The sequence below is a fragment of the Ktedonospora formicarum genome, assembly GCF_016587355.1.
GTDB lineage: Bacteria > Chloroflexota > Ktedonobacteria > Ktedonobacterales > Ktedonobacteraceae > Ktedonobacter > Ktedonobacter formicarum.
Map to the genome: position 1 here is coordinate 469,209 of NZ_BNJF01000002.1, position 23,391 is coordinate 492,599.

18 protein-coding genes are annotated in these 23,391 nt (G+C 50.0%); 7 read left to right on the top strand and 11 right to left on the bottom strand.

Translation table 11 applies throughout. The features are described 5' to 3' along the window. Positions 1 to 31 precede the first annotated feature (31 nt). The 5 genes from K3T82_RS21055 to K3T82_RS21075 all read right to left on the bottom strand — a co-directional run bounded on the left by K3T82_RS21055 (position 32) and on the right by K3T82_RS21075 (position 6,603). The gene (locus tag K3T82_RS21055) at positions 32 to 1,189 is read right to left on the bottom strand and encodes an MFS transporter (protein ID WP_220195515.1); all 1,158 of its coding nucleotides are present in this window, start codon (positions 1,187 to 1,189) and stop codon (positions 32 to 34) included. Between the two features lie 226 nt (positions 1,190 to 1,415). Then, positions 1,416 to 2,288, bottom strand: coding sequence for a CE1 family esterase (locus K3T82_RS21060; RefSeq protein ID WP_220195516.1), 873 nt, complete (start codon positions 2,286 to 2,288; stop codon positions 1,416 to 1,418). Between the two features lie 176 nt (positions 2,289 to 2,464). Next, complete coding sequence (locus tag K3T82_RS21065) at positions 2,465 to 3,664, bottom strand: acyltransferase (RefSeq protein WP_220195517.1); 1,200 nt, start codon at positions 3,662 to 3,664, stop codon at positions 2,465 to 2,467. Further along, entirely contained in the window at positions 3,639 to 5,159 is a 1,521-nt protein-coding gene (locus K3T82_RS21070) for an AMP-binding protein (protein WP_220195518.1), read from the bottom strand. Before K3T82_RS21070 ends, K3T82_RS21065 begins: the two co-directional genes overlap by 26 nt. Before the next feature lie 52 nt (positions 5,160 to 5,211). Next, positions 5,212 to 6,603 (bottom strand): MFS transporter, encoded by a 1,392-nt coding sequence (locus K3T82_RS21075; RefSeq protein ID WP_220195519.1) that lies wholly within the window; start codon positions 6,601 to 6,603, stop codon positions 5,212 to 5,214. A 442-nt stretch (positions 6,604 to 7,045) separates the two neighbouring features. On the opposite strand from K3T82_RS21075, the gene K3T82_RS21080 reads away from it, so the two are divergent. The 3 genes from K3T82_RS21080 (at position 7,046) to K3T82_RS21090 (ending at position 10,631) form a co-directional block, all read left to right on the top strand. Next, positions 7,046 to 7,834: a DUF899 family protein gene (locus K3T82_RS21080; protein WP_220195520.1), complete on the top strand. Its 789-nt coding sequence runs from the start codon at positions 7,046 to 7,048 to the stop codon at positions 7,832 to 7,834. A gap of 415 nt (positions 7,835 to 8,249) precedes the next feature. Beyond that, a complete protein-coding gene (gene iscB / locus K3T82_RS21085) occupies positions 8,250 to 9,560 on the top strand; it encodes an RNA-guided endonuclease IscB (RefSeq protein WP_220195521.1) in 1,311 nt (436 codons plus the stop codon). 231 nt (positions 9,561 to 9,791) lie between these two features. Further along, positions 9,792 to 10,631: an EamA family transporter gene (locus tag K3T82_RS21090; protein ID WP_220195522.1), complete on the top strand. Its 840-nt coding sequence runs from the start codon at positions 9,792 to 9,794 to the stop codon at positions 10,629 to 10,631. Positions 10,632 to 10,638: 7 nt separating this feature from the next. Here K3T82_RS21090 and K3T82_RS21095 read toward each other — a convergent pair whose 3' ends face one another. Beyond that, positions 10,639 to 11,430: an SDR family NAD(P)-dependent oxidoreductase gene (locus K3T82_RS21095; RefSeq protein ID WP_220195523.1), complete on the bottom strand. Its 792-nt coding sequence runs from the start codon at positions 11,428 to 11,430 to the stop codon at positions 10,639 to 10,641. A 217-nt stretch (positions 11,431 to 11,647) separates the two neighbouring features. Here K3T82_RS21095 and K3T82_RS21100 point away from each other — a divergent pair, with 217 nt between their 5' ends. Then, entirely contained in the window at positions 11,648 to 13,729 is a 2,082-nt protein-coding gene (locus K3T82_RS21100) for an alpha-galactosidase (RefSeq protein WP_220195524.1), read from the top strand. Positions 13,730 to 13,901: 172 nt separating this feature from the next. Here the strand turns inward: K3T82_RS21100 and K3T82_RS21105 are convergent, their stop codons facing one another. Both K3T82_RS21105 and K3T82_RS21110 read right to left on the bottom strand, forming a co-directional pair. After that, positions 13,902 to 14,879, bottom strand: coding sequence for a homoserine kinase (locus tag K3T82_RS21105; RefSeq protein WP_220195525.1), 978 nt, complete (start codon positions 14,877 to 14,879; stop codon positions 13,902 to 13,904). 120 nt (positions 14,880 to 14,999) lie between these two features. Next, on the bottom strand, positions 15,000 to 15,368 hold the full coding sequence (locus tag K3T82_RS21110; protein ID WP_220195526.1) for a hypothetical protein: 369 nt from the start codon (positions 15,366 to 15,368) through the stop codon (positions 15,000 to 15,002). A gap of 355 nt (positions 15,369 to 15,723) precedes the next feature. Between K3T82_RS21110 and K3T82_RS21115 the strand changes: the two genes are divergently transcribed. After that, positions 15,724 to 16,254, top strand: coding sequence for a MauE/DoxX family redox-associated membrane protein (locus K3T82_RS21115; protein ID WP_220195527.1), 531 nt, complete (start codon positions 15,724 to 15,726; stop codon positions 16,252 to 16,254). Between the two features lie 350 nt (positions 16,255 to 16,604). Here the strand turns inward: K3T82_RS21115 and K3T82_RS21120 are convergent, their stop codons facing one another. Next, positions 16,605 to 18,203: a zinc ribbon domain-containing protein gene (locus K3T82_RS21120; RefSeq protein WP_220195528.1), complete on the bottom strand. Its 1,599-nt coding sequence runs from the start codon at positions 18,201 to 18,203 to the stop codon at positions 16,605 to 16,607. Between the two features lie 152 nt (positions 18,204 to 18,355). After that, entirely contained in the window at positions 18,356 to 19,093 is a 738-nt protein-coding gene (locus tag K3T82_RS21125) for a helix-turn-helix domain-containing protein (RefSeq protein WP_220195529.1), read from the bottom strand. A gap of 395 nt (positions 19,094 to 19,488) precedes the next feature. On the opposite strand from K3T82_RS21125, the gene K3T82_RS21130 reads away from it, so the two are divergent. Further along, complete coding sequence (locus tag K3T82_RS21130) at positions 19,489 to 21,468, top strand: elongation factor G (protein WP_220195530.1); 1,980 nt, start codon at positions 19,489 to 19,491, stop codon at positions 21,466 to 21,468. A 150-nt stretch (positions 21,469 to 21,618) separates the two neighbouring features. Here the strand turns inward: K3T82_RS21130 and K3T82_RS21135 are convergent, their stop codons facing one another. Next, positions 21,619 to 22,092, bottom strand: a complete 474-nt coding sequence (locus K3T82_RS21135) for a hypothetical protein (protein ID WP_220195531.1) — start codon at positions 22,090 to 22,092, stop codon at positions 21,619 to 21,621. A gap of 647 nt (positions 22,093 to 22,739) precedes the next feature. On the opposite strand from K3T82_RS21135, the gene K3T82_RS21140 reads away from it, so the two are divergent. Continuing rightward, positions 22,740 to 23,186, top strand: coding sequence for a YybH family protein (locus K3T82_RS21140; RefSeq protein WP_220195532.1), 447 nt, complete (start codon positions 22,740 to 22,742; stop codon positions 23,184 to 23,186). Positions 23,187 to 23,391: the final 205 nt, after the last annotated feature.

Genomic DNA, 23,391 nt, shown 5'->3' on the forward strand with positions numbered 1-23,391 from the left:
GGACCGCATGCACAGAGGAGTGCGCCTCCCCTTATTCACGTACCTGGGGAGATTCACGCGATATCAGAAAAAGTAGACCGACAACAGAGGCTGCGCAAATTGCCGCCGCAACCAGAAACATGCCGCTGCCATGCAGCCGCTCATAGAGTATGCCAAATACATTATTGCTGATCCAGGTACCAAATCCAAAACTTGTGCCATATAACAACGTTTGTCCAGTTGTGCGCATATGCATAGGTACTCGCCTATCGATATATGTGACGGCTGCGACATAAAAGCTAGCAAATGAAATACCATGGAGCAATGTAAAGACGAACAGCACCTTATAGTCTGTAAAGAACGCGTAGCCCAACCAACGTACCACCGCCACACTCAGGCCGATCAGGAGCAGCCATTGCACCCCCAGGCGCTTCATCAAGAAGCCAGAAAACACCATCAGTGGTAACTCGCTCAGGCTTGCCATGCCCGATGCCAGGCCAATTTGGGCAGTGCTTACACCCAGGCTACGTAAGTAGAGGCCAAAAAAGGTATTGTAGGCCGCAAAGGTGCCATAACCAATCATACAGAGCAGCAAGAACAGAAGCAACTTGCGATCGCGCAGGAGTACCACTAATTCGCGTCCTTTCAGTTTTGCCACACTGGTTTTGCTTTGACTAGGAACAAAAAAACTGGCGAGGAGTGGAGCACAAAATACACCTCCCAGGAGCAAGAATAGAGAGGCAATACCAACCGCGTTTAGTATGCTACCCGCGATAATAGCCACGATAAGAAATCCCGCTGAGCCATAGACCCGAATTGCCCCATAGCTCCCTCCCCACTGTTCGATCCAATGGAGTGAAATAGCGTCCGCTAACGGTATAACCGGACTCAGCGAAATTGCCAGCAGGCAAATAAAGATCAAGAGCGCGACAAAGGAATGACCCAGCAACCAGATAAAAAGTGAAGTGATGACAGCACCCAATAGCGCCGCCGATAACAAACGCTTACGCCAGCCATAGTGATCACTAAGCCACCCCCATACTGGCGGCATCACTACGCCTGCCAGGGGAAATATTGAGGCGATTAATCCTATCTGTGTGCCGGAGAGACCAACAGCGCCCAGGTAGAGGCTAAGATAGGGTAGATACACGCCCATCGCAGAAAAGTAACCAAGATAGAAGAGTTTCATGCTCCAGGGTCCAGAGAACATATTGGAGAATCGGTTCCCTGACAGAGCCAGTTTGTTGGACATGGATAGAACTTTCCCATAAAAAATAAGAACGCAAGCAACCAACTCGCATTCTTCTAAAAGGGTACGCCATCGCGCCCCTAAAAGGCAAGTATTGTCCAGCTTTTCACTGGGTTTTCCACATCCATCTCAGCATCCATCCATGCTTTGACTTGTTTCCGCGCCTCTAGCGCTCATTTCCTCTCCGCTATAAGGGATGCTCTTGAAAGAACTGGTAAATCAGATTGGTGGCGTTGGGATACTCTTTTCCATTCGCGTCAGTAAAGCTTCCACGGGGCCATACATGCGGGCCTTCCGTAATACGATAATGCACAATCACGGCCTGCTTCCGACAGTTCGTCCATTGCTCACCCAATACCCCGTCACGATGAAAGAATATGCTCGCGCCAGGATTACAGCCAGAACGCTGAACCCAATCAGCTAGCCATTTCTCAATGGGAGGCTCATTGTCATTGGCACTATTTCCCGTATAGGGCACAATCTGGTCGGCTGTTCCATGAAACTCCAGAATCGAGGCTGCCCTTTGGGGAGTACATCCTCCCTCGATTGGATGCATACCCCCCGAAGCGATAGCAAAGGCCGCGATGCGGTCCGAGAGCTTACATGCGAGCACATTAGCCAGCGAGCCACCATTGGAAAAGCCTGCGGCATAAATTCGATGTGGTTCAATACAGAGCGTTTCTTCCAGATGCGTAATGAGATCGCTCACAAAGTGAACATCATTGACATGAGGATAGGTATGGGGGCCAGTATTCCAACCTGTACGGTGATCTGGCCCAATGGTTCCCTGGGGATACACCACCACAAATCCCTCTTTATCCGCCAGATTCGACATGCCGCTCAGGTGCTCCTGTATTTGAGCACTCGCACCATGCCCATGAAAATTCATGATGAGCGCATGTCGAACAGTATTGCGATAGCCTAGTGGAAGATGCAAGCGGTAGAAGCGCTGAAGGCCGCCCGAAAACAGCATAGCATTGGTGCTCGTTCCCGGCACACCTGGCAAATTGTCTTCACAGCCCCCTTTTGTGGGTACGATAGCCTGGGCGACTGTTCTCACATTGGGTACTTTTATCAGAGTCCCGCATCCTGTAAGCACACACACCAGAATCAACAATAGAAATATACTGCTCTTAAACAAGCAAACGAAGAAGCGAAGGGCACGCACAGACGTATTTCTCAATTCTGGTTCTAGCGACATACAAGATACCTGGATTAATTGAAGGTTTTAAGCGCTCAAGAGCGCGCTGCTCTCCCCACGAGTCGACTTAATACGGGCGTCTTGTTCAATATGATGCTTACCAGCATCGAGCAGCCCGCCGTAAAAAACCATGTCAAGAAGACGCGCAAAGCGACCGGCCAGCCCTGTGGCATAACAGGTATCAGCCAGCGTAAGGCCGCTACCAGGAATAATGCATGCACAAGGTACACACCAAATGAAGCGTTTGATAGCAGATGCCAGATATGATATCCGCGTGGACGCGCTCTTTGCTGCTCAGTACATCTGGTCCAGCGACATGCGAGCCAGAAGAAACCCAGAGTAATCACGGTACTATATATAACCATAATGGGCTGGATAACTGAGATAGCATGCGCCATGACTTCATGTATGACATGGATCTGCACAAGAAAGTCTACCCATAGGATAGCCAACGCTACAAGCATACCATAGAGTATCCATACTCCGTGACGCAACAGGAAGGCACGCACAGGCTGGAAATAGAGCGCAGTAAAGCCCCCCAAAACAAAATAGAACTGGTACATCAGGACTATTTTTTCACGGTAAATGCTAAACGTGTGCCAGGGTTCCACCTGTGCCAGCGGTCCAGCCTGAATATAGTGATAATCCAGGTAAAAAACAAGGACCTGTATAGCAAAACTAATAAGCAGGGTTGGGAGTGGATGGCGCTTGACCTTGGAGAGAAACCAGAGAAAGACTGGTAAAAGCAGGTAAAACTGCAAGGTCAACAGAATATAATACAGCTGGAATGAGGCATTGCCAGTCAGGATAGCAACCACACTCGTTTGCGCGAACTGGCTCACTGACGTTGGTGGCGTATTCACCAAAACATAGATAATGCTCCAGATACAATATGGTAGGAGCACGCCTATACCACGTTTCTTTAAGAATTGACCATATGAGAAGCCCTTACCCTCGACAAAGCGGTCATAGTAGACATATACCATCGCAAACGCGGTGACAAACATAAACAGAGAGCGTGTAAAATGAACGGTTATCAGGGTCTCACTCTGAACCTCCATACCTACTTCATTCGTATTCAGTTGCAGCGTAAAGTACAGGGTATGGACAGCAACAACGATCAGGGCCGTGACAGCACGCAGGGGATCTAGTTCGTAGATGTGAGGGCGAGATGCGCGAGGCTGGACTTCCGAGGATTTCTGATCTCGCCTAATCGGCAACATTACAGGTATCACAGGCCATCTCCTTCTCGCGCGCTTTAAGTTGTTGACGATCCACCTTCCCCATACGGTTCTTAGGCAATGCATCCAAAACAATAAAGTCTACAGGAACCTTTAGCAGGCGCAGATGCTGCCGACTAAACTCCTTTAGGCCCTGCTCTACTTGCTTATTCCACTCGCTTTGTACAGTCAAGTAGGCCACAACGACTTCGCCATAGACAGGATCAGGGCGTCCTATGGCAACAAGTTCCCGTACCATCGGATACTCTTGCAATACCTCTTCAATTTCACGGGGAGCAATATTTTCACCTCCACGGTTAATCACCTCACGCAAACGTCCAACCAGAAACAGATAGCCATCCTTGTCCAGGTATCCCAGATCACCTGTGCGGAACCAGCCCTGTTGAAAAGCCTCCTCTCCTACGTCTCCATAATAAGCATTGATAACGTTAGGCCCACGCACGCAGACCTCACCAACTTCGCCTTGCGCGACCTTGCGTAGGACCTCATCCTCGCCTCGTGGTTGGCATACACAGAGCGATACGCCTACGGGACGGCCTGCCGAACCCGGCTTATGAGGCTCTGGCGGGAGAGGATTGGCGACGATCATGCTGGCGGCCTCGGAGAGACCATAGGTCTCAATCACTGGGACACCAAAGCGGCCCTCGAAGCGCTTGAGATCCATAGCTGGCAGAGGCGCTGAACCAGTACGCACAAAACGCAGGGATGGTGGCACCTGTATGACCGTCTCCCCTTCGACTTCTTCTAAGAGAATGGCAATGATGGCTGGTACCAGGCTGGCCCAGGTCACCTGATACTGGGTAATCCATGACCAGAAACGGCGACGACTGAAGCGCCTGGCAATGGCAACGCTGGCTCCCGCTAACAGGGAGGCACATAGACTTACAACGGGGGCGTTCACGTGGAAAAATGGCAGAGGCGTCAGGCCCCTATCTCCAACCTCCAATTGATGGACCGCGCGCACCTGCTCCGCCGACCAGACTATCTGACGCTCCTCCAGCACAACCCCTTTTGGCTCTCCTGTGGTACCAGACGTCATAATACAGACGCGACCTTCACAGGCGCGAGACAGCCTTGTATTGAAGGTTGCTTCTGGCTGAAGAATCCAGGCTTCGTACTCTTGCGGCATGACAATTCGAGCCCCACTGGCCTGATACTCCTTCCCTTCGTCCTCGCTCTCAACAAACACAATATCGGGCTGAAACATTCTCATCGCTCTCTGCTTATCAGCCTTCGAGGCATCCTGAGCCAGGGGAACCAGAACATGGCCCCCCATAAGCGCACTCAGCCACACTACCGCGTTAGGCAAGCCATTAGGAAGTTGGAGGAAAACTATTTTTGGCTCATCCCCTAGATGATGTTGCATACAATGTACAGCTTGTAGGCATTGTTGATATGTCAGTTGATGTTCCGTCTCAACCTCAATTAGATAGGTTTCATTGGGCATACGGCGCGTCCAATATTGTAAGTGATCATATAACGAATGCATATGGCTATCTCATACCTCTCGATCTAACGTAACACATCCCGCCTGTTCTGGCTCACGCAGCCTGCCTCGTATCTTCCGTGGCTGCCCTTTCCAATGTCTTTCCTCTGGTCTCCCGACCAAGGAGCGCAACCGCAATGACGCCAATAATTGCCAGCGCGGCCATGAATACGTACGAACCAGAGACACCACCATTCGCCAGGATAAAGGCCATAATAAAGGGCGCCAGCGCCCCACCAAAGAGACGCCCTATGCATTCAAAACTACTGATGCCGAGGCCACGAATACTGGTTGGATATTGCTCCGCACCATAGATCTTGATTCCAGGATCAACGCCAATACCGAAGAATGACATCAGCACACCAAAGAAGAGTGAGGTAGCTACAGTATGCGAAAAACCAAAGCAGATACCACTAACCGCCGCAATACTCGTAAAGGCAATCAGGGTTGGTTTACGTCCCCAGCGTTCTAACGCGTAAGCCGCCAGGTACTTACCTGGAATGGAGGCAATCACAATGATGCTCGTAAAGAGGAAAGCATTGCCCAGACCATATCCCTGCTGCACCAGAACAGTTGGTGTATAGGTCTGAATCGCATAAAAAATAAACAATATGCAAGCAAAGGAAATCCACATCATAATGGTGCGCTTGAGGTAGGGCGCGCGCAAGAGGGCGAAGGGAGAGCTACTCTCCGCATCTGACGTAAGTAAACTAGTGATTTTTGGTCCTGGCAATGGCTCATGTTGACGCTGCTCAATTGCATCCTCTAAACTGCTCACGATAGTATCTGCCTCCGTGCCTCTACCCCGAATTTGTAACCAGCGCGGCGATTCTGGCATCCATTTGAGAAGTACTGGCACAAAAAGTAGCGGCAGCCCTCCTAACAAGAAAAGAAAACGCCATCCTTGCGTGGGATCAAACCATGAAGTCGCGGCAAAACCAAGCAGCGGCGCGATAAAATAGCCAACGGAGAGAAAAGAGTCCAGTACACCAGTCATCAGGCCACGCGCATGACTGGGAGTAAACTCAGCAGCCATAGCGTACGGGATTGGGAATATCGCGCCCATGCCAAAGCCCGCGACAAAGCGCAAGACCATAATGAGAAAAGCGTTAGGCGCGAATGCGCATAGTAAAGAGAAAAATGCATACCAGGCGGTTCCCAAGGCCAGCATATTTTTGCGCCCCACACGGTCTACCAGCCAGCCTGCGGGAATAATAGCGACGACAATACCCAGTGTAGAAATCGTGGCTAGCCAACCAACTGCGAAGGTATCCAATTGAAACTGGCGCTCTATCGTTGGTAATACCGTACCAATCACACCAATATCGTACGATTCCAGAAGCCAGGCTATGCCTGCTAGAAACAATATGCGCCAGATTTCTCGGCTCAATGGCAAACGATCAATCCGCGCGGCAATATTCTGAGAACTCTGTACAGCGACAGGCATGGTGATAACTCCCTTTTGTTACACGCATTCTCTACTCATCACTTATTTTTTATGAACATTCCAGGGTCCCTATAATTTCATCTATTTTTAAGATAACCGCTAAATTTAAAGGCTGTGTGTGAAAAGTATGAACAATTCCTCAAGCTCCAGCAATCTGGCCTATTTTCCCTTAGCTATTTTGTTAGTAATGATCTCATAGAGCTACTATGGATCATTGAATTGGTAGCAATACCAACATAAATATCACAGAGGTTACGAAGCCAGAGATGTAGCATGAAGCGAAAAATATCGAATCTATGGCAACTGTTCGGCAAAAATTAAAGCAAGATGGAAGAAGTTTTTTTCTTGCTTAGCAAGTAAAATGAGGATACTTGTAAATTGCAAGTATAGCATCCACCTCAAGCATCACCTCAAATGCAAGCTGGAGAGGAAGGAAACACAGATGAAGAATCTAGATCAATACACATTCGCTAACGGTAGCAACTCATCTGCTCAACCAGCGGTAGCCGACCGGGCCACATGGCAGGCGGAAATCGACAAGTTGCGCATTCGGGAAAAGAAACATACTCGTCAGGGCGATGCACTCGCTGCGGCTCGCCGAAGGTTACCAATGGTGGAGGTTGATCCTAACATAACACTGATTGGTGCGAACGGACCGATCACGCTGTTAGAGGTCTTCGAGGGACGCCGACAACTAATCGCCTATTTTCATATGTGGCATCTCAATCAACCCGCGGAATCTCAGTGCGAGGGCTGTACCTTCTTCAATGGGCAGGTTCGCGAACTGTCCTATCTGCATTCCCGCGATGTTACCTATGCAACCTTCTGCCAGGGGCCGTACGAGGAGAGCAGCCGTTACCGCGACTTCATGGGATGGGATGTCCCGTGGTATTCAGCGCAAGACTCCACCGACGCTCTGCTTGCCGGGCGTTGGTTCGGCATGCAGGTATGCTACCTGAGGGACGACGATCGCGTGTTTGAGACCTACTGGACCACTGGTCGCGGCGCAGAATTAATGGCTCCCAGCTACGGCCTGTTGGATCTGACCGTATATGGACGACAAGAAATCTGGGAAGATTCGCCCACCGGCTGGCCCCAACGCTGGCAAAACAATGGCGAGCAGTTCCGCACAAACGGGCGTCCAAGCGCCCAATGGTCCCGACTCTCAGCCGGGTACTCCGACGATCTGGGCACCAGTGCCAATGCCAGTGACTCACACTGCTGCCAATAACAGCCCCATCCCAATAAGCTCTACAAAGAGGAGGTAGGGACCTGCACATGGTGAATATGTGCGGTCTCTACCTCCTCTTTGTATGTGTTTTACACTTGTGTTTTGGCTAACTTTTTGCCAAGATAGAATAGCCTCAATACATACATTCAAAAGACTATGGAATCAAGGACACCACAGTCAGGGACCTCATGCCTAAAGGGCAGAGGCTTGTGAAAGCAAGCCTGAACCTGACCAGTCCCAGCTAGCGAGCTAGCTACGTTAGGAACGAATGCATAGGTACGTTGAGGTGCTTGCCAGCCCCAACCACTACGGCAGATGGTTAAACATCTCTACGAGGTAAGAGAAGTACTGTCTGCAAGAAACCGTTCCATAACATCGACGAGGCACACATGACCTACGAAAGTAGAGGCTCAATTTGAGCAATGTTTTTGTCATTGATAGTGAGTATCAACCATTGAACCCAGTGCATCCAGCGCGAGCACGGCAACTCCTCACACAGGGGAAAGCAGCTGTGTATCGACGTTACCCCTTTACCATTGTGCTTCAGCAAGTAGCAGATGAACCAGAGGTGCGTCCTTTACGTCTCAAGCTTGATCCAGGGAGTAAAACGACTGGGATCGCTTTGGTGAATGATACCACTGGACAGATTATCTTTGCGGCTGAACTCTCACACCGAGGGCAGACCATCAAAGCCAGCCTGGATCGCCGTCGTGCGCTTCGTCGTGGTCGAAGACAGCGCAAAACACGGTACAGAAAACAGCGCTGGCAGAATCGAAGGCGAAAGCAAGGGTGGTTGCCGCCATCCCTGGAAAGTCGGCTTGCCAATATTCTTACATGGGTGAGGCGGGTGTGTCGCTATGCTCCTGTAAGGGGATTAAGCCAAGAGTTGGTGAAGTTTGATATGCAATTGATGGAGAATCCTAACATGACAGGCATGCAATACCAACAAGGAACGTTGCAAGGCTATGAGGTGAGAGAATATCTCCTTGAGAAATGGCAACGCGCCTGTGCCTATTGTGGAAAAATGGATGTCCCATTACAGGTTGAGCACATCCATCCACGTGCTCATGGTGGCACCAATCGAATAAGTAACCTGACGTTGGCATGTGAACTGTGTAACAAGGCCAAGGGTACCCAATCCATTGAGGTGTTTCTTGGCAAGAAACCGGATGTGCTCAAGCGGGTTCTGACCCAAGCCAAGAAGCCATTGAAGGATGCGGCTGCGGTCAACGCCACGCGCTACGCCTTGCTTGAACGGCTCAAAGCCACTGGTTGCCCTGTGGAGTGTGGGAGCGCAGGCTTGACCAAATACAACCGAACAGTACGTGGCTTGCCGAAATCCCACTGGCTTGATGCTGCTTGTGTTGGCAAAAGTACGCCTATGGTTCTCACACAGAAAGGCGTAGTCCCTTTGGTGATTACCGCGAATGGGCATGGTTCTCGTCAAATGTGTCGTGTAGATCGTTATGGATTTCCACGTACCAGCGCCAAACAAGCAAAGCATGTCTATGGATTCCAAACAGGCGATCTTGTGAAAGCGGTGGTCACATCAGGCAAAAAAGTTGGCATCTATAGTGGTCGCGTAGCGGTACGAACCACTGGCAGTTTTAATATCACGACAGAACAAGGCACGGTCCAAGGGATTAGCCATCGCTTTTGTCAGGCAGTCCATAGGAGTGATGGCTATAGTTATTGGCATAGGACATCCACCCCTTTGCCCCAATAAGGAACGCTTCTTTCCTCCCCATGCCTAGAAGGGCTGTCTTTTCTACACATTTTACAAAGCGAATGCGCCACTTGGCTGTAGAAGCTATCCGGAAAAGTAGAGCTTCTTTGTCAGCTCTTGCGCATCTCAGGTTTATCAGACCCCATCTGATGTGGTCTCTTCTTTGCCAACGTTAAATGTGTAGAAAAGACAGGCCTAGAAGAGCAGGGGTATCCAGAAGCAGAGGTTTTGATGAATAGTGCTTTGCAAACGCTTCTCTTTGGTCTCGCGGCTTCTCTTTGTTGGGGAAGCGGTGATTTTACCGGTGGATTGGCTTCCCGCCGCGCCAATGCATCCACTGTTGTTATGGGCGCATATGCCATTGGTTTTGTACTACTATTAGTTCTCGCTTTACTATGGAGAGAAGCATTCCCATCGACACAAGATCTCTTGTGGGGAGGTCTCTCTGGTCTGGCTGGAGCTATCGGATTAATCGCGTTTTATTCCGCGCTCTCGCTTGGGCGCATGGGTATCGTTGCTCCACTTTCAGCGGTCATCACCGCTGCGCTGCCTGTGCTCTTTGGAGCTATCACAGAAGGAGCACCCAACCTCCTACAACTGGGAGGCTTCCTGCTCGCGATCATCGCCATTGTCCTCATCTCGCGCCCAGAACGCTCACAGGGGCGTCCAGTAGGCCTTGGGCTGGCCCTGATAGCTGGATGTGGCTTTGGTTGTTTTTTCATCCTCATCAGTAGAGTGAGCCCAACCGCAACCTTCTGGCCGCTGGCAATGGCGCGCCTGACCTCAGTACTGCTTCTGGTCGCAGTTCTCCTCATCCGACGCCAACCGCTACTACCGAAGAAAGCCGTCACCCCACTTCTCCTACTCGCGGGATCATTAGATGCCATCGGGAATGCCTTCTTCGTTCTGGCCGCTCATTCAGGTCGCCTGGATGTAGCCTCGGTTCTCTCCTCGCTCTATCCAGCGGCTACTGTTATACTCGCAACATTTATCCTTCATGAGCGCGTCACGCGGATACAAGGGTTTGGAATCGCTCTAGCACTGGTCGCTGTCCCCTTAATTTCGCTCTAGCCGTGTATCAACTCTCTTGAGAATCATCCATGGGATACAGACTACAACCTCCATCTACAAGCATGACCGATCCGGTCATATAGCTTGCCATACGCGAGCAGAGAAATAAAAAGGTGTGAGCGATGGTCTCCGGTGGCTGTAAATAGGCCAGCGGGATTGCCTTCTCCGCTCGCTGGCGGTAGCCAGGATCTGTATCCCATTGCTGTTTGGCGAGTCCAACTGCGACAATGCCTGGCGCGATAGCGTTAGCGCGGATACCATAGGGTGCCAGTTCACGCGCGAAGCCGCGCATCAAGGCTTTGAGGCCAGCCTTTGTAGCTGTATAGGGCGTAATCTCAGGCCATGGAACATCCTGGACCCAGGAAGAGGTAAAGAGCAGATGCCCCGCTGCCTTACCCTCAATCCAGCGTTGCGAAGCATACTGGGCTACCAGGAACGCAGAGCGCACATTCACTTTGAAGAGAGCATCGAAGCTCTCCAAAGGGTAATTCTGGATAGGGTAGGCATCAGTAATGCCAGCATGACAACACACAATGGTTGGCGCTCCACTCTGCTTCTCCACCTGCTGCCATAAGCGAGCAACCTCTTCTGGCTGGGTTACATCGGCTTGATAATAGAAGACATGAGAACTTGAAATCTCTGCGTCAGCTAGAATCTGTTGAGCCTGGGTCTTGGGCAAGACGTCATTTACCGAAACTGTTGCCCCATGTTCCGCAAGTTCACGTATGACCACCCGCCCAATGGCGCCACAGCCCCCTGTTATTAGAATATGCTGGTCTGTAAGATCGAGTAAATCCATGCTACCCTTCCTTTGACAAACGATGAATTACAACTTGGTTGCCACTTGAAGCACTTCATGCTATCCTAGCATAAGTTGCGCTTCAGGGCTTGTCAAGCTACGGGAGTGACTACCCCAGGGGAATTCCAAGTCCCCAACAGCTCTTTCATATCGCTATACAAACCCACATATTAAATATGCGCATTTCTATATTGATATACATGGTGGAGGAGAGTTTATGCCGATTCACACCACTGACAAAGGTTGGGTGCTTGAGACAAAGAGGACTGGCTATGCCTTGGGGTTCAACGAGGCCGGACTTCTGACCCATTGCTACTGGGGGCCTATTCTGCCATTCGCGGAAGATTATCCCACGCCTACGGATTCACAAGGCTGGGCATCGTTTAATGGTCCTGCCCAGCTTACGAAACAAGAATATCCAGGATATGCTGGCCCAAGCTATATTGACCCCTGCCTTAAAGTGACTTTCAACGACGGAGTACGTGACGTGGTTCTGCGCCTGGACTACGTGGATCAGGAAGCGGAAGAATTAACCATTCACCTACGTGATACTCACTATCCATTCCTGGTGACGCTCCACTACCGTATCCACGCGGATCAGGACTTAATCGAACGTTGGGCAACCATCACGAACGAAGACCAGACACCTATCGCGCTTGAGCGTATTTTCTCCGCCCAATGGCATCTTCCACAAGGCAACGATTACCGTTTCTCTCACCTCAATGGCCGCTGGTTAGACGAAACGCATCTGGTGCAGGAGCCATTACAAGCAGGCTTAAAGGTTCTGGAAAGCCGACGTCTCACGACAAGTCATCACCACAATCCCTGGTTTGCTATCGACCGTGGTCAAGCTGATGAGGATGCGGGCGAGGTTTGGTTCGGCCTTCTTGCCTGGAGTGGCAACTGGAAACTGGTGGCCGAAGTCACTGAGTTTGCCTCAACACGCCTCTCGCTTGGCATCAATGATTGGGACTTTGCCTGGAAACTGAACGCGGGTGAGTCATTTACTACTCCAAGCAGCTATGCTGGCTATACGCGTGAAGGCTTTGGTGGCGCAAGCCGACACCTCCATGATTTTGTTCGTGAAACCCTGGTGCCTCACGCGGAGCTTCCTCGCCAGGTCCTCTACAACTCATGGGAGGCCACCATGTTCGACGTCGATGAGCAATCCCAGTTGGCTCTGGCACGCCAGGCGGCGGCTTTGGGGATAGAGCTCTTTGTGATGGACGATGGCTGGTTCCATAAACGCAACCTTGATAATGCGGGTCTGGGTGACTGGTGGCCTGATGAAGAGAAGTTCCCTCATGGCTTAGAGCCTCTTATCCAGGGGGTTAACGCGCTGGGCATGGATTTTGGGCTCTGGGTTGAGCCCGAAATGGTGAACCCGGATAGCGATCTCTATCGCAACCATCCTGACTGGGTCATTCACTTTCCAACACGCACGCGATCCGAGGCACGCAATCAACTCATCTTAAACATGGCACGCCCCGATGTCCAGGAGTATCTCATCGAAAAGCTGGATCACCTGCTCACACAGCACAATATTCGCTTTATCAAGTGGGATATGAACCGCAACGTAAGCGAACCGGGCTGGCCTGATGCCCCTGGTGATCAACGAGAACTCTGGGTGCGCTATGTACAAGGGCTCTATTATGTCTGGGGGACCTTACGCGCGCGACATCCTGAGGTTCGCTGGCAAAGTTGCTCCGGCGGCGGTGGACGCGCGGATCTGGGCATCTTAGGTCTCGCCGATCAAATCTGGGTGAGTGATAACACAGAGGCAACCGCCCGCCTTGGCATTCAAGAAGGTTTCTCGCAGGTTTTCCCCGCCTCTACGATGGAAGCCTGGGTAACAGATGCGAACCCCAAAGTCGCCTCTCTGGCCTTCCGTTTCCATGCTAGCATGTGTGGTGTCCTTGGCATTGGAGCCAATATCCTGCACTGGAACGAGGGCGAGCGGGAACAAGCCAAGCACCTCATCGCGCAATACAAAGAGATTCGCCCCATCGTGCAGTTTGGTGATCTCTACCGGCTTCGTTCGCCTCAGCTTCACGCCTTCTCAGCGCTTGAGTATATGACCAAGGATCGCTCAGAAGGAGCGCTTTTTGCCTTCCGGACTCAGATTCCCAATCCCACAGAACTGCCACTTCTATACTTACGCGGGCTTGACCCTGAGGCTCGCTACCGCGTAGAGGGTTTCGAGGAGATACGTTCCGGGCAAGCCTGGATGAACGTTGGTCTACAACTGACCCTGGATAATTTCGAAAGCACAATTCTTCGCATATCGAAAGTGTCCTGATCATCAGAGTGCAAGCCCTCTTGCTGTTGGTAGCAAGAGGGCTTGTACCCTTATATTCACCACAAGATCGCACTTGCAGCACTCGAAAGACTTGAGCGCCTATTTGTAGACGTAGAGCTTTAGCCTACGCAAAGCTCACCACTCAATTGTCCTGCTTTCTGCTCTCGTTATCTTATTCTCCAAACAATCCATCATAAAATGCATCTCGCCCCAGGCGATTCAGGTGTCCGATTTTTCGCCTCTCATAGAAATCTCTCACGTCCCCTCGCTCAAAATACCAGATACAGTCAAACAAGATGCTGAGTTTATAGACATCAAACAGATGCCTCTTTTCGCTATTACTTAGCGCTCTATAGTGTGCGTATTCCGATGCTACACTGTGGGCACTATAGAGATCGATTACATTATCATCTGGTTTGAATTGATGCCAGGTATTCCATTCAAAGGATGGGATAAACGGATTTATGAGCGTGGCAAGGTCATAGGTAAGAAAGGTATAATTCGCGTCGTCGAAATCAAGTAAAGCCTGAAATTCGCCGTTTTTGAAGAGGATGTTAGAGAAGTGAAAGTCACAATGACAAACCCCTTTGGGGAGCGTTCTAGGAAGCTGAAGTATTGCTAGCTCATCCTCAAACCACTTCAGCTTCTCTTCCGCATTAACTGAGCCTATTCGACTGACCGCCTCATGGGCCAACTCGCGAGCAAGATCAACACTGTAGTTCCATCTATACTCCGTTTTGCGCGGCTTATAGCCTTTGGTGATGATTTGTAGTTCCGCGACTTTTTGTATCAGCTGCTTTTGCTGAATCTCAGTAGGTCTCTCTAAATGCTGCCCCTCAACGAATTCAAAAATCGCATACGGTTTTTCATTGAAGATACCAACATATCCCCCTCCCCTATTCTTCAATAGTCCTGGGCAGGGGTAATTCTTGCGCTTTAAATGCCGGATAAGATTGCTTTCAAATAGCACTGAACCTATAGAGCGGCTTTCATAATATCTGAAAACAAACACGCCCTTCGTAGTTGTAATTCGACAATTGGTCTGCACAGTTCCAAGCGTCAATGGTTTAAAACTCACCAATTCCCCCAGATGATAATTGGCAAGGATCGCTCTTAAGTCATGCTCTGATAACATTGTTTTTGCTGCCATGCAGTTTATTCTATCAAATAGGCACCAGAGGAGACTACCAGAATCTCAATCTGAAGATAAAAAAGGAAAGAGGGTTTGCCGTATGGGCAACCCTCTTTCCTTTTTTATTAGCTTGCTCTACTAGAAATCGCCATCCTGAGAACCCTGGCTCTCAGTGTCAGTGGTGTTGCTTTCGTCGGTCGCGTTTGTCTCGTCCGTCGCTGTCGCTTTGTCGGTCGCACTCTTCTCGTCCGTCGTAGCAGCTTTGTCGGTTGCGCTCATCTCGTCCGTCGCCGTGGCTTCGTCCGTTGCGCTCATCTCGTCCGTCGCTGTCGCTTCGTCCGTTGCGCTCATCTCGTCGGTTGTTGTGGCCTCATCAGAGTTTCCAGCGTCCGCAGCAAGGGCGTAAGTATCTGGGTCAGAACTATGAGAAGCGGCATGGGCCATATGCGGGAGGGCCAGGAAGCCCGCGAGCATACAAAGCGCCACAAATAAGACAATTTTCTTCATGCTAAAGTTCCTCTCTATACAAGGAGTTAATTTAGTATCTACTTTAAGGATACAAAAGGAAGCAAATAGTTAAAAGTGTATCTAAATTTTAATTCTATTTTAAGGTTATATTAGCCTTTGGCAGTATATACTTGGCAGTATGCTATATTTCGTTTTTCTCAATATATAGTGTTTCAAACTTATTTCTCAGCATTTTTCAACTATCATCGGTTTTTATATGCCAGAAGTGCGATCAACATCTAAGTGCATGCATACAACATGTAGAGTAAATGTATGCTAAATGTCATGTAGTTCTCTTACTTTCTCAGGTATGCTTCTAGCTAGAAATAGTAACTTTGCGACGGTAGGATAGAATATGACCGCATTGTATATCCAGGCATTCTGTCGAATCGTTATCGGGTTGGTTTTCGCTATTTCGAGTTTCGGCAAACTACGTGACATTCCCAAATTTCAACGAGCTATTCTTGGCTTCCGCCTTCTCCCACGGCGTCTAAGCAGGTCAATCGCTCTTTTTTTCCTGAGCGGTGAGCTAACAGTAGTTGTATTTGTTACGCTCGGCGGACCACTCCTCCTCTCTGGGTTTCTTCTCGCAGCACTTCTACTGCTCATGTTCAGTGGCGCTCTAGCTTCAGTCCTGGTAAGAAGGCTCCAAACGAACTGTAATTGCTTTGGCGCAAGCGAGAAGAATGTCTCCACCACCGATATCTGGCGCAATCTGGGCTTTCTTATCTGCGCCGCTGGTGGCTGCGGGGCGATATTCTGGACGCGAAATCAGCAGATGAACCTGGGAAGTATTGAGTGGCTCCTGGCATCGTTGGGGGCATTAATATTTGTTCTGATCTGGATTCAGCTTGGAGAGATTGTACAACTCTTTCGCCTGAGTTGAGGCATAACTCTCCCAGCTTAATAGAAAAGGAGAATGGGGTTGGAAACCGTTTTGATCGTAAGTTCGGTACTGCTCTGGCTAGTTGTATTATGCAATATTGTGCTGACATTAGCCTTGATTCGCAGAGTCAACGCCAACGCTCCTAAAATGAGCGATCTGGAGCAAGGGGGCCTGGATAAAATGACCTCTGCTCCAGATTTTCATGCGGAGACTCTCCAAGGAGACGAGGTGAATCTGGCAACATATACCACTACTGGGCAGCAAACAGCGTTTCTCTTTATTTCAACTCACTGCGAACCCTGTCCTGAGTGCTCCCCGTGCTCAAGCAGCGGGGGTTCCAGAGGTTCGTCTCACGCTTCCAGTTCTTCTCGCCAAAGGAGAAGAACTGGCTCTAATGGAGGTTCCTCTGAACTTTTGGGCAGACGCACTCTGGCTCGGGTCAGACCCAAGCTTCGGGGCAGATCCTGCCCCTCTTTCGCACGTTGGATCAGACACTCGTGTGCTGCCCGCAGGCGCGCCTCCGCACCTTCCCAATACGCCTGGTATCGGGCACACGAGGGGATGGGATCTACTGGATCAAGATAGGCAGCCAAAAACGCCGAATAGAGGTCGCGTTGCACGGGACCCACACCACACTCGCACTGATGCCAGCGCTGAGAGAGCGGTTTCTTGACCTTCTTGCCACAGCCATGACACCATTGGCTCAGCGCTGTGGTGCGTGTGGGGACTTCTACCAGGGTGCCGCCCGTGCTTGCAACGGTGCGTTTCAACAGTGCTACAAACATCCCTGGGGCTCGCAGTCCCACGCTCTTGCCATAGGTTTTTTGCCATGCCTTATAGGACATCTTTTCGAGGATGATGGTCTTGCCCAGCGCCATCACCTCATGGACCTTGCGACCATGCAGGCTCTTGCGGTGTGCCGCCAGCTTGCGCTCTTTGGTCGCCTTGCGCCGCCTCGTTGCCTGGTAGCGCTTGCTCTGCTTCCACTGTCGCTTCTTCGTGCCCTGCTTCTTGATGCGTCCCTTCTCATCGTAGTGTTCTGGGTTGCCTGCTCGCCTTTGTCGATCCATCTGCCGCTGCAGACGACGTATGGCCTTGGCGTCAGGAGCCAGTTCGGCGCAGAACACCTGCAGGCTGGCTTCTCCCTCTTGGGGCACGAGTGCCAGGGTGGAGGGACCGAGATCAGCGCCAACGATCCCTTGCTCAACCGTGTGCTTCGCTTTGTGGTGAGGCGTCCCCTCCAGGACGAGTTGCACACAGTAGCGATCCCCTTCTGCATCGGCACCAGCCGCTCTCTTGCTGCTAGCGGGACGCTGGAGGAGACGGGCGTACTTGATGCGATGTCTCAGGCCATGAGCCACCACTTCATCCTGCCAATCAATGAGGGCTGGCAACTGATCTCCGTTCCAGAGGAGGAACCCCGCATTTCCGGCTTCGGGAGGCTGCAGGACAAAGCGCAGACCAGTGTCATTGCGCTTGTTCTCAATGCTGCAGAAGCCTCGCCCTCGGCTCTTGAAGCGCACGCGTTTGGCCTTGCCGAGGCAGACACGATTGAGAGCACGGTAGGCGCGGCTCGCCAGGGTTTGGGCGAGCACGGCATCGATGTGCTCGGCAATCCAGCCCACGCGCAAGCCCTTGACCGCTTGATGCAGGGAGGTTTCGGTGAAACCATGGGCTTGACGCAAGGCAGAGAAGGCCACCGCTCGCTCAGCTTTGCGGGTGCGAGGAAGAGCACGGGCCTCCTGCCAGGCGGGGTCAGCTCGCATGCGGCGCAGGCGTCTTTGTCCGAGAGAGAGGATGGCATTGTAGAGCTGTCGGGCCGCTTCCAGATGGGCGCGCAAGCGCTTGGCCTGCCCGGCGTTCACCACGAGAGGCAGTTCCAGCAGGAAGGTGGATGTACGGATCTTGGGTGCTTGTGTGTGGGTGCTTGCAGCCTGGCGCTTCATCATCCCATCTCTCCTGTGCATGACACTTTGTGGTTAGATCATATGTTCCATATGATAGCAGCATGCTGACCTCTCGTCAAGTACCCCACCATCCGCTGTTGTGAGGATTCGCCCCTCCCCTGCGCCTTTCAAGGAACGGCGATTCATCCCTGCCATCAATGAGCAGGGCTTTCTCGCTCGGATTCTTGTAATGTATGACCCTGAGGATCAATGGGAAGGATCGTTTGCAGCAGGGAAAAGTCTTCAATATTATCCAAAATGAGAAGCCAATTTTCATGGCTGGTTAACCAGAGCTTGATGAGCTCAATAGCACAATCTTCCTTCTGCTCGCTATGAGAAGACAGTTTCAAAAGAGCTCTCAGGGCCACACAGCTAGCATTGAGATCTTCACGGGTCTCGGCTTGCATCCACAGCACCTTCGCATAAGCGTTTCGGTAGCGATAAATATACTCTATAGCAGCCTGTGTCTTGCCAATGCCTCCAATACCACTGAGGGCCTGAACCTGTGAGAAAGGCCCCCCCTTTTCAGCAAAAAAAGTCGTATAGAGATCATTAAGCGCTTCTTCGCGACCAGTGAAGAAAGGATTTCGCTGATAGGGGACATACCAGAAATGAGAAGAGACATTTGTGACTCTATTCGAGTCTTGAGGTACCAATGAAAGATGTCTGGGGGTAGATGTCACAGGAAAGCCTAGCTCATCAGCATTCTTTTGAAATAAGGCGCAGAGTTTCTCGCGATAGAAGGGGCTCGGGAAGGCCAATCCTTTTTCCCAGCGGTGAATATAGGACGAAGCGGGAGCGCTAATCTGATCTGCCACATAACATTGTGACCAGCCCCTTAGCTCTCTCTCTCGTCGTAAAGAATGGTTAGGCGTTGCTTTAGCGTTTTTCATCGCACTCGGTTCCCTCCAATGCACTGAAAAGGAATACGAAAGAGCTTGAAAAATTGAGGTTTGTTTGTAATCTTCAGGAAAAGCACCAATGAAGATGGAGCATTCAATCTTCTATCTGTCCCATTGTGCATCAAGCATAAAGATAAAGCAAGGGAAGCGTGTTCTTCAGCCAGAGCTGTTAAGCCCTGTTATCGGGAGTAGTGGAAGGCAGAGGTTCTCTTGACAAATCCCGCTCTCATCGTGTACGGTACCCACATTCGCTAGAGCTACACAATCTGGTTGTAGCCCTATAGCATATTACTTTAGAAGATAGGAGACTTATTACATGCGGCAATTCAACATCACACACAAGGAGATGAACATGCTTCAAGACAACTTACAGAGGATTATACTGAATGAGAACCATCAACATCGGGATCGTCGCGCACGTCGATGCTGGAAAGACAAGCTTAACGGAGCGCATACTGTTTGAAACACATGTTATTGATGAAATTGGCAAAGTAGATCAAGGAAATACTCAGACCGATTCGCTAGATCTGGAAAAGAGACGAGGCATCACTATAAAAGCCTCAGTCGTTTCCTTTTTTGTACAAGACTTAAAAATCAACCTCATTGATACTCCTGGACATGCGGACTTTATCGCGGAAGTTGAACGTTCATTCAGTGTGCTGGATGGAGCAATTCTAGTGATATCGGCCGTAGAGGGTATTCAAGCTCAAACCAAACTCCTCATGTCCATCCTCACTAAACTCGGTATTCCAGTGATAATCTTCGTCAACAAGATTGATCGCCGAGGTGCCCAATTCCATACGCTTGTTCAGCACATCAAAGGGAAGCTTACAGAGCGTGTCATTCCCCTCTATAGGCCCGAAAATATCGGCACGAAAGAAGCCTTTCTTGTCAAAAAGACCTTCAATGGAGATGAGGGTCAGGCATTTCGAGATGAATGCCTTGAGCTTATCGCGCTCAACGATGAACGTTTTCTTGCATCTTACGTTAATGAAGAACAAGTAAGCGAAGAGCAAATATTGAGCGCTATGACAACGCAGGTCAGAGAGGCCAAACTATACCCGCTTTTCTTTGGTTCAGCCATGACTGGGATTGGCGTTGCGGAACTACTCACGGGTGTTGCGACATTTTTTCCAGCCAATACCAACCTGAATGAGGCTCCTTTATCTGGAGTCGTCTTTAAACTCGAAAAAGAAGCCTCAGGTAACAAAGTCGCCTACATCAGGATCTTCTCAGGCAGCCTGCGTGTCAGAGAAGATGTTTCAGTGAGCAGGGCAACACAGGAGCATGAGGTCGAAACCCACATAGATAAAATAAAAAAGCTTCACACGTTTGAGGAGGGAAAAACCATTCAAGCTCTCAAAGTAGAGGCTGGCGAATTCTGTAAAGCCTGGGGCCTCAACGACATCAGAATTGGTGACGTCGTGGGCGAGTGGTCCACACATATACGGGATCTTCATTTTGTGGCCCCTCAGATGGAAGCCCGCATCGAAGCCAATCAACCAGCACAAAGCCATCAATTGTACCAAGCTCTGATGGAATTGTCACAAGAGGACCCATTGATTAATGTAAGGATGGATGACTTCCACCATGAAATCTATCTACGACTTTTTGGCGAGGTCCAAAAAGAAGTGGTCGAAACGACTCTCGAGGAAACCTATGGCCTCTCAGTCTCCTTCTCTGAGACAAGGGTCGTCTGCATCGAACGGCTAGGCGCCACGGGTCAGGCGCTGGATGTCATGGGGGTAGAGGGTAATCCCTTCTATGCGACCGTTGGCTTTCGTGTAGAACCACGTAACGCGGGCAGTGGCATAAGCTATACCCTGGAGGTCAAACTTGGCTCTCTCCCTCTTGCCTTTCATCGAGCGATTGAAGAGACTGTCTATGAAACCTTAAAACAAGGGCTCTATGGTTGGGAGGTCACGGACCTCGCTATATTCCTCACCCATACCGGCTATTCAAGCCCCATCACGACGGCGAGCGACTTCCGTAAACTGGTGCCGCTTGTGTTAATGGACTCCCTTGCTCAGGCAGGTACAGTAGTCCATGAACCATTAAATCAGTTTGAGTTGCATGTTCCTGGCCCCGCCCTTAGTCAGGCGATGTTCAGGCTATCGGCATTACAGGCCACTTTTGACACGCCGAGTCTACGCGGCGATACGTTTCTTCTAACGGGAACACTACCCGTAGCGACAACGGAGGAGTTTCAAAGAAGCCTGCATTCATTTACAGAAGGCGAGGGTATCTTCTTGACGACCCCTTCCGGGTTTAAAAAAATAGAAGGTGCCTTCCCAACCAGGAAGCGTGCGGACTTCAATCCCCTAAACCGCAAAGATTACATGCTTCATATCCTTCGCACCTACTGATTATTGAGCTATACACTGCCCAATACCCATACTGGTATTGTCGCTTCTCAATGAAACTGGTCCAGCAAATACTTTCGGAAAGTATTTGCTGGACCAGTTTAAGCTCAGCATCTACATATATGCTGCTCGACCTCGAATGTAAAGGATCGACTACGCTTGCTCTAGCGTCTCATCCCACGAACGTTTATCTTCGAAGACAACGCCATGCTGATCTTGCGCCATCTTCATGGGATCCTCATGAGAGAGAGCAAAGACTATTTGAGGTTTGCCATCTTTGATATACAAAATGTAAGTAGCATCATGGGCCAGATCAATAGGCTGACCTGGAACCTTTTCCAGACGCATCGTTCCCTTCGTTTTTACCATCGTATAGCGGTCAGTCAAGGGAACTTCTTCAGTGGGAACCACTGTGACAAATTTAAAACCCAGAGATTGTAAATATTCCTGGCTTTGGGCGGTACCCGCTAGATATTCCTCTTTCGTGAGTAACTGGACAACACCATTGGGATCGGCACCAACTAGAGAGTCACCCACCAGAGGAGCACGAAGCTCCGGCTCAAATGAATTATTTGCTCGATTGAAATCCTCAAAGAAGGCGCGAACTGTATCACTGACTTGACCCATGGCTTTGAATTTCCCCTTAATCACAGGTATTATTTTTACTTTTTATACTTATCCATCAAATTCAATCTTAATGATATTAACTTTTCAACTAAGCTAAATATATATTAGCATAAATAAGTATAAGAAGTCAAGAAATTTTTTAGTAAAGAATCTACAGCATCATTAGAAATCTTGGGTCATCCATATGTAGGTGCAGAGCTTCAGCCTATGTATGACACACTGCTCAATCGATCTGCCATCTGCTATAAGGTTAGTCAGTTACCTGGAATTACATCTCTATATCATGCACCATTTGCAGAAGTATTCTACCCAACTCAATCTCTGCCTCGGGCAGAGCGTTATCCCTGAAATACGCGATTCACGCTGGTGCGCAAAGGATAAACTGATGTCGTAAAAATAAACGCCCCATCCCGCTTGCTTCATCTTGGCCTTGTATCGTAATAGATCTGTCACATTCTTGCAGTGATGCATGTCATAGTAATAGCAGTTCCTTGACTCACGCCAAGATATGCGCACCTCCAATGAGATTTCCACCCTTATCGGTAGCATATGAAATGCGCAAGATTGTCACGGACCAGGGATACTGATACGCAGGGCCAATTCCCACTCGAACTTGCGATCATCATGGCACAAAATAGGAGAAAACTATGTCAGTCGAAGCAAACAAGAACAAAGATGCAGCAATAATCCAGGAACTCCTGAACGACAGAATCAGATCGCTTCATGACAGGGATATCGAAGGCATTATGTCTCTCTACGCGCCGGAGGTAGTCTCGTTCGACATCGTCCCCCCGCTGCAATATATAGGGGCAGACGCCTTCAGAAAAGTTTGGGAAGAGATATTATTCGTCTTCCAGGGTCCGATTCACTATGAAATTCACGACCTGTCCATCACGGTGGGCGATGACGTTGCCTTCACCCACAGCCTCAATCGGATGAGCGGCACCATGAGCACCGGACAGAAAACCGATCAGTGGGTACGCTGGACCGCCTGCTTTCGCAAGATCAACGGCACATGGCTTATCGTACACCATCAGGTCTCAGTGCCCGTCGATATGGCGACAGGCAAAGCACGGTTGGACCTCAAGCCATAGGCCATTTATGGGACGTCTTGGTAGCAACCATGTCCTCAATACATCATCTTGTGACATTTCAGGGTAGCCAATAACTAACTATTGGCTACCCTGAAATGTTATGCAACGGAAAAACCTCTTTGCCTTGACAAGACTACTGGCGCTCCTTATACTCATAAGTAATGATTAAAAATAGTTTTTGACCATTACTTATGAAGAGGAGGTC